General features: G+C 52.9%; 2 rRNA genes. Both read left to right on the top strand.

From position 1 onward, the window contains the following. Positions 1-55: 55 nt before the first annotated feature. Positions 56-2937 (top strand): 23S ribosomal RNA (locus tag CFB47_RS39915). 153 nt (positions 2938-3090) lie between these two features. Continuing rightward, positions 3091-3203, top strand: a 5S ribosomal RNA gene (gene rrf, locus CFB47_RS39910). Positions 3204-3213 lie beyond the last annotated feature (10 nt).

Here is a 3213-nt window from a genome sequence, read left to right as displayed (position 1 = left end):
TTGGAATACGGCACAACGCGAGAACTCAACCTGTAACGAGACAGACTCGTTATAGGGTCAAGCGAACAAGTGCATGTGGTGGATGCCTTGGCGATCACAGGCGATGAAGGACGCGGTAGCCTGCGAAAAGCTACGGGGAGCTGGCAAACGAGCTTTGATCCGTAGATGTCCGAATGGGGAAACCCACTCCTTTTGGAGTATCCATGGCTGAATACATAGGCCATGCGAAGCGAACGCGGTGAACTGAAACATCTAAGTAACCGCAGGAAAAGAAATCAACCGAGATTCCCAAAGTAGTGGCGAGCGAAATGGGATGAGCCTTGCACTCTTTATTTGTATTGTTAGCCGAACGCTCTGGAAAGTGCGGCCATAGCAGGTGATAGCCCTGTAGGCGAAAACAGTATGAAAGAACTAGGTGTGCGACAAGTAGGGCGGGACACGTGAAATCCTGTCTGAAGATGGGGGGACCATCCTCCAAGGCTAAATACTCGTGATCGACCGATAGTGAACCAGTACCGTGAGGGAAAGGCGAAAAGAACCCCGGGAGGGGAGTGAAATAGATCCTGAAACCGCATGCATACAAACAGTCGGAGCCTCGTAAGGGGTGACGGCGTACCTTTTGTATAATGGGTCAGCGACTTACGTTCAGTAGCAAGCTTAACCGTATAGGGCAGGCGTAGCGAAAGCGAGTCCGAATAGGGCGTTCAGTTGCTGGGCGTAGACCCGAAACCAAGTGATCTATCCATGGCCAGGATGAAGGTGCGGTAACACGTACTGGAGGTCCGAACCCACTAACGTTGAAAAGTTAGGGGATGAGCTGTGGATAGGGGTGAAAGGCTAAACAAACTTGGAAATAGCTGGTTCTCTCCGAAAACTATTTAGGTAGTGCCTCGTGTCTCACCTTCGGGGGTAGAGCACTGTCATGGTTGGGGGGTCTATTGCAGATTACCCCGCCATAGCAAACTCCGAATACCGAAGAGTGCAATCACGGGAGACAGACATCGGGTGCTAACGTCCGGTGTCAAGAGGGAAACAACCCAGACCGCCAGCTAAGGTCCCCAAATATAGCTAAGTGGGAAACGAAGTGGGAAGGCTAAAACAGTCAGGAGGTTGGCTTAGAAGCAGCCACCCTTTAAAGAAAGCGTAATAGCTCACTGATCGAGTCGTCCTGCGCGGAAGATGTAACGGGGCTAAGCTATATACCGAAGCTGCGGATGCGTGCTTTGCACGCATGGTAGGAGAGCGTTCCGTAAGCCTGCGAAGGTGCGTTGAAAAGCGTGCTGGAGGTATCGGAAGTGCGAATGCTGACATGAGTAGCGATAAAGGGGGTGAAAGGCCCCCTCGCCGTAAGCCCAAGGTTTCCTACGCAACGTTCATCGGCGTAGGGTGAGTCGGCCCCTAAGGCGAGGCAGAAATGCGTAGCTGATGGGAAGCAGGTCAATATTCCTGCACCATTGTTAGATGCGATGGGGGGACGGATCGCGGAAGGTTGTCCGGGTGTTGGAAGTCCCGGTCGCTGCATTGGAGAAGGCGCTTAGGCAAATCCGGGCGCGTAATTCAAGGGTGTGGCGCGAGCTCCTTAGGGAGCGAAGCAATTGGAAGTGGTTCCAAGAAAAGCCTCTAAGCTTCAGTCTAACGATGACCGTACCGCAAACCGACACAGGTGGGCGAGATGAGTATTCTAAGGCGCTTGAGAGAACTCGGGAGAAGGAACTCGGCAAATTGGTACCGTAACTTCGGGATAAGGTACGCCCTTGTAGCTTGACTGGCCTGCGCCAGGAGGGTGAAGGGGTTGCAATAAACTGGTGGCTGCGACTGTTTAATAAAAACACAGCACTCTGCAAACACGAAAGTGGACGTATAGGGTGTGACGCCTGCCCGGTGCCGGAAGATTAAATGATGGGGTGCAAGCTCTTGATTGAAGTCCCGGTAAACGGCGGCCGTAACTATAACGGTCCTAAGGTAGCGAAATTCCTTGTCGGGTAAGTTCCGACCTGCACGAATGGCGTAACGATGGCCACACTGTCTCCTCCCGAGACTCAGCGAAGTTGAAGTGTTTGTGATGATGCAATCTACCCGCGGCTAGACGGAAAGACCCCATGAACCTTTACTGTAGCTTTGCATTGGACTTTGAACCGATCTGTGTAGGATAGGTGGGAGGCTATGAAACCGGAACGCTAGTTTCGGTGGAGCCGTCCTTGAAATACCACCCTGGTTTGTTTGAGGTTCTAACCTTGGCCCGTGATCCGGGTCGGGGACAGTGCATGGTAGGCAGTTTGACTGGGGCGGTCTCCTCCCAAAGCGTAACGGAGGAGTACGAAGGTACGCTAGGTACGGTCGGAAATCGTGCTGATAGTGCAATGGCATAAGCGTGCTTAACTGCGAGACCGACAAGTCGAGCAGGTGCGAAAGCAGGTCATAGTGATCCGGTGGTTCTGTATGGAAGGGCCATCGCTCAACGGATAAAAGGTACTCTGGGGATAACAGGCTGATACCGCCCAAGAGTTCATATCGACGGCGGTGTTTGGCACCTCGATGTCGGCTCATCTCATCCTGGGGCTGTAGCCGGTCCCAAGGGTATGGCTGTTCGCCATTTAAAGAGGTACGTGAGCTGGGTTTAAAACGTCGTGAGACAGTTTGGTCCCTATCTGCCGTGGGCGTTGGATATTTGAAGGGGGCTGCTCCTAGTACGAGAGGACCGGAGTGGACGAACCTCTGGTGTACCGGTTGTCACGCCAGTGGCATCGCCGGGTAGCTATGTTCGGAAGAGATAACCGCTGAAAGCATCTAAGCGGGAAACTCGCCTTAAGATGAGATATCCCTGGGGACTAGATCCCCTTGAAGGGTCGTTCGAGACCAGGACGTTGATAGGTCAGGTGTGTAAGCGCAGTAATGCGTTCAGCTAACTGATACTAATTGCCCGTAAGGCTTGATCCTATAACAAGTCTGCCTTGTAGATCGGCGCCGTGCCTTGCACGAGCTGCGATCCAAAGCGACAAGTTGGATTCTCGTGTGTGATACACACAACTCAAAATTACTGCTTCTTCCCGGATTGGTTGTGCTGCAAAGCCAGCGCAACAACCCTCTTTGCCTGATGACCATAGCGAGTCGGTCCCACCCCTTCCCATCCCGAACAGGACCGTGAAACGACTCTACGCCGATGATAGTGCGGATTCCCGTGTGAAAGTAGGTAATCGTCAGGCTCCCTAAGCC

The sequence above is a fragment of the Burkholderia sp. AU27893 genome (assembly GCF_002223205.1).
Taxonomy (GTDB): Bacteria; Pseudomonadota; Gammaproteobacteria; order Burkholderiales; family Burkholderiaceae; genus Burkholderia.
Note: the sequence above shows the minus strand (reverse complement) of the source record. Positions and strands in the feature narration are given on the sequence as shown.